General features: G+C 60.4%; 6 protein-coding genes. 2 read left to right on the forward strand and 4 right to left on the reverse strand.

Annotated features, from left to right (window positions below):
- Window positions 1–928, reverse strand: a 928-nt coding sequence (locus NW860_RS08540) for a TIGR01777 family oxidoreductase (RefSeq protein WP_414513614.1), incomplete at its 3' end; no start/stop codon positions are given.
- A 197-nt stretch (window positions 929–1,125) separates the two neighbouring features.
- Here NW860_RS08540 and NW860_RS08545 point away from each other — a divergent pair.
- Window positions 1,126–1,683 (forward strand): hypothetical protein, encoded by a 558-nt coding sequence (locus tag NW860_RS08545; protein WP_414513616.1) that lies wholly within the window; start codon window positions 1,126–1,128, stop codon window positions 1,681–1,683.
- Here the strand turns inward: NW860_RS08545 and hemB are convergent, their stop codons facing one another.
- The gene (gene hemB / locus NW860_RS08550) at window positions 1,684–2,670 is read right to left on the reverse strand and encodes a porphobilinogen synthase (protein WP_414405813.1); all 987 of its coding nucleotides are present in this window, start codon (window positions 2,668–2,670) and stop codon (window positions 1,684–1,686) included. It lies immediately after the preceding gene.
- Entirely contained in the window at window positions 2,667–3,644 is a 978-nt protein-coding gene (locus NW860_RS08555) for a lysophospholipase (protein ID WP_414513618.1), read from the reverse strand. Before NW860_RS08555 ends, hemB begins: the two co-directional genes overlap by 4 nt.
- A 333-nt stretch (window positions 3,645–3,977) precedes the next feature.
- Here NW860_RS08555 and NW860_RS08560 point away from each other — a divergent pair, with 333 nt between their 5' ends.
- Window positions 3,978–4,094, forward strand: a complete 117-nt coding sequence (locus NW860_RS08560; protein ID WP_414362630.1) for a photosystem II reaction center protein I — start codon at window positions 3,978–3,980, stop codon at window positions 4,092–4,094.
- Between the two features lie 72 nt (window positions 4,095–4,166).
- Here NW860_RS08560 and NW860_RS08565 read toward each other — a convergent pair.
- Window positions 4,167–4,551, reverse strand: a 385-nt coding sequence (locus NW860_RS08565) for a hypothetical protein (protein WP_414513620.1), incomplete at its 5' end; no start/stop codon positions are given.

Genomic DNA, 4,551 nt, shown 5'->3' on the forward strand with positions numbered 1-4,551 from the left:
AGCGGTTGCCCTGGGGGATGAGGAGTTGCCGCAAGGCTTCTTTGAGGTGGGGATATTGGAAGGTGAACCCCAGCTGCAGCGCGGCTTGGGGGATCACCTTCTGCCCCGTTAGAACCACCTGAGCTGCTTCGCCCAGCAGCAGTTCTAAGGCTAGGGCTGGTACCGGCAGCCACGAGGGGCGGGCCAAAACTTGCCCCAACGTGCGGCAGAACTCTTCCATTGGCACTGGGTTAGGGGCAGTGGCGTTGAAGACGCCGGATCCCTGTTGCAGTAGGAAGCAGACTAGACTCACCCAGTCGTCGCGGTGGATCCAGGAGACCCACTGCTTGCCAGAGCCAATGGGGCCGCCGAGGAAGAACTGAAAGGGGGCAAGCATTTGACCCAGGGCTCCTCCATCGGGCCCTAGGACAATTCCTGTGCGCAGGATGGCCAAGCGGATCCCCAGCTCCTCAGCCGGGCGGGCAGCCGCTTCCCAGGCCTGACAGACTTCTGCCAAAAAGCCCTGGCCAGGGGGATTCGCCTCTGTCAGGGGCTCCCCTTCCGGGCGAGGCCCGTAGTAGCCCACCGCCGAGCTGCTGATCATCACCTGGGGCTTCTGGCCAAGGGAGGCGAGGGCTTGGACAAGGGCCTGGGTGGTCTCCACGCGGCTGCGGCGGATCTCTCTTTTCTTAGCTTCTGTCCAGCGGGAAGAAGCCAGGGGCTCTCCGGCCAAGTTGACAACTGCCTCGTACCCTTCCAGAGCTGAGGCCCAGCTTTGCGGTTGGTAGGGATCGTACCCCAGCAGCTTGAGGTTGGGGGAGGCTCCCAGAACGCGGCGGGCCTGCTCAGGGCGGCGGCTCAAAACCAACACCTCATCTCCTCGCTCCAGCAGGTGGGCCACCAAGCGGCGCCCGATAAAGCCACTCCCACCCGTAACCGCTATGCGCATAGGCGGATCCCGACTCCTTGCATTCCCCCTGTCGAACCTCTAGCCTAGCGCGTCTGCGGTTTACTCCGCCTCCGCCGCGCTGAGTTGGCGCTAAAAGACAGAAAAGTCGTGGGCCAGCCCCTGACATGCTCGGAAAAATCGGCTTCAATAAGCCCTAGCTGCGCTTCCTGGTAGCAGCGGCGGCTCTTTACCTCCTTATGGCACCCAAGTCTGCTTCCCGCACTCTGGCTCGCTCCTTGCCTCTACAGGTGGAGCAAGTTGCTGGGCCTAGACTGCGCCTTTCCAGTCGCTCCCAGGGATCCTTAGCTCGGGTGCGGGGGCAGGGAACGCTAGCTGCCAACCGACGGACGATCCCTGTCCGGCCTTCTAGAACCTCGCCCCGACTGCAGAGACGGCCAGAGCCTCAAGCTTGGGAACTGCTCTGTCGCATCGGAGTGAATCTCCTGTTTACGGCGGCTGCCCTGGGCGGTCTGTACCGCCTTTTGCCTGTACAACTAGCCCAGCATCACCGTCTAAAGGCTTTGGAGCAGAACCTCGAAGTCCTCTTAGCGCGAATCTCGCGGCTGCGGGAGGAGTTGGATCGCGGCATGGATCCCTTGCAGCAGCAGGCCCTCATCAAGGAACGCCTCAACCGAGTGCCCCCGGATCAAATCCAGGTGCGCCTGGTGGATCCCAGCGCTCTAGTAGCCGACACGGAGAAAGAGGCGCCTCTTGCCTGGATTGGACAATCTCCCCAGTTGTCTAGAAGGCCCTAGCTAGGACTGCCGCAAAAGCAGGGCCGCCTCCTTGGCGAAGTAGGTGAGGATCATGTCAGCGCCGGCTCGCTTCATGGCCAAGAGCGATTCCATCATCACTTTCTTGCCGTCGATCCAGCCCTTTTGCTCGGCAGCCTTAATCATGGCGTATTCGCCGCTAACGTTGTAGGCAGCCACAGGCAGATTTGTTGCTTCCTTAACCCGATAGATGATGTCCAGGTAGGCCAAGGCCGGCTTTACCATCACCATGTCCGCCCCTTCCGCCTCGTCCAGCTCCACTTCTCTGAGGGCCTCGCGGGCGTTGGCGGGATCCATCTGATAAGTTTTCTTGTCCCCCCACTTGGGCGCAGATCCCAGGGCATCGCGGAAAGGGCCGTAGAAGGCAGAGGCATACTTGGCCGAGTAGGCCAGGATAGCCACGTCGGTGTAGCCTTGCTCGTCCAGGGCCTCGCGAATGGCGCCGACGCGACCGTCCATCATGTCGGAGGGGGCAACAATATCGGTTCCCGCTTCCGCTTGCGAGAGGGCCTGCTTAACCAGCACCTCCACTGTCTCGTCGTTGAGGATCACCCCGTCCCGCACGATGCCGTCGTGGCCCTCGCTGCTGTAGGGATCCAAGGCCACATCCGTGATCACCAGGATCTCGGGGATTTCCTGCTTGAGCCGCCGCACCGCCCGCTGGATCAACCCTTCTGGGTTAAAGGACTCCCGCCCCGTGGGATCCTTTTTCTCTTCCGGCACCACTGGGAAGAGAGCCACCGCTGGGATCCCCAAGTTGGCTGCTTCCTCCACCTCCTTCAGGAGCAGATCCAGAGTGTAGCGGTAGCAGCCGGGCATGGATTCCACCTCTTGCCGCTGGTTCTCTCCCTCCATAACAAACAGCGGGTAGATGAGATCCTGCACCCGCAGGTGGGTTTCCTGAACCAGTTGGCGAAGGGCCTCAGTGCGCCGCAGCCGGCGGGGACGGTAGATTAGGTCTAGGCTCATGGGAGCAAGCAGAAAGAGGGCCTCTCTATTTTGCCACGAGGGCCCAAGCGGCAGGGAAAGTGCCGATCCAGCCACTGGCAGAGAGTCTCCTGGACGGCTTCGGCTTGGCAGTCGTGTAAAAGGTCGTGGCGTGAGCAGGAGAAATCGTAGATCTCTCCCTGGGGCAGCCGGCGGGCAAACTCCACGGCGCCGGCAGGGTTGACGACGATATCGGCGGAGGTGTAGAGCACCAGAACCGGCAGCTCCAGGCGGTGGGCCTGCTCAAGGCAGCGCTGCCCGCTACGCACCAACTCCGCCGTAAACCGGGCCCGGGTAACGCCACACACGTAAGGATCTGCAGCCAAGACCGCCTGCTGCTCCGGCAGGGAAGTCACCCGCACCGGCTCGTAGAGGCCAGTCAGGGCCAACTGGGGCAAAACCTTGTCCAAAACCTGCAGAAGACCCCAGGTAAAGCGGTTGAAATAGTGGTCGATACGAAAGGCAGGGGAGATGAGGATCAGCCCCTGCACTTGGTCGGGGTGAGCGAGCGCATATTCCGTAACCCAATTGGCCCCTGCGCTGTACCCGCACCAGACTTGGAGGATCCCTGGCTGGGGCCAAACTTGCTCGACGATTGCCTCTAGATCCGCCTGGTACTGACTAAAGTGCTCGATCCAACAGCGGATGCCACCTGAGCGTCCAAATCCCCGCATGTCAGGCGCCAAAACCTCCCAGCCCCGGGCCACTAGTTCTTCCGCCAAGGGGCCAAACCCGCCGCTGTGATCCCCTTTGCCATGCAACAGCAACACCCGCCCGCGCGGGGATCCCGGTGACCAGTGGCGGAGAAAAACCGTGGTGCCGTCCGAAAGCTCCAGTTCCTGGGATCGATAGATCTCTTGAGGCGACGGAGGTCTCGTCTGACTTGGCAGCCGCTCTTCTGGAGCCTCCCAGTGGCCTAACTGGCGACCTGGATGACCGGACAAGTCGAAGGGCATAGGCAGATGAGATACCAGCCGGCAAAGCCGCAGATCCCATCTTCCCACTCCCCTGTCGCTAAGCGACCGCAATGTTGCTTTTCGCTTTAAAATATTTCTTAACAATTTCACCTCTTGCCGGGGATCCGTGTCAGTTCAAGCTTTCTGCTTTTTTCGGGAGCAGGGGGAAAAGAGTTTTCGGGTTAAAAAGAGGCGCTGGGGAGGTATGATCCTGTGAAGAAGTTTTGCCAAGCCTCAAGTTGACGGGATCCCGTCGCTACGGCTTCTCCTTTCCCTTGAGCATTGCTCTACTGCTTGTCAGCTTTGTCTAGTTGGAAATGGGTTGTTGAAACTATGCTGTTACTGAAAATCTCAGTTTACGCAGTGGTGATCTTTTTTGTCGGGCTGTTTGTCTTTGGCTTCTTGAGCAACGATCCGGCCCGTAACCCCAACCGTCGGGATTTGGAGTGAGGGAACCTTGAGAGGGTGCCCAACGCATCCCCGCTGCGGTAGCTTTCAACCCAACACGGCGGCCTGGCTTGCCTACGGCAGCGCTGTGATGAGCAGGGTTTGGGATCCAGAGCGATTCTGCTGGTCAAAGGCGGTGATGCGGAACTGCCAAACGCCGGCAGGATCGCCAGGAGCAACCCGGAAGTCGGTGTTGAAGCTACAGAAAGTAGCACCTGGGCTACAGCCAACCTGCTGCGGGCTAAAGGCTTCTCTTTGCACGCGCGCGCCAAGCGGGTTAAAGGTTTCCAGTTCCACAAACTGGGTTGAGCGGGCACCGCCGGGCACACTGACCTGTATCGTAAAGGCGGGGGTGGAAGTGCCCACCCGCACAGAGGTAGGCGGATTGATGAAGGAAACAGTTGGGCTCTGGGGTGGGATGAGGATCGATCCCCCAGGGCTACTACCACTGCTGCAGGCG

Source organism: Synechococcus sp. F70.1 (genome assembly GCF_047502745.1).
GTDB lineage: Bacteria > Cyanobacteriota > Cyanobacteriia > Thermostichales > Thermostichaceae > Thermostichus.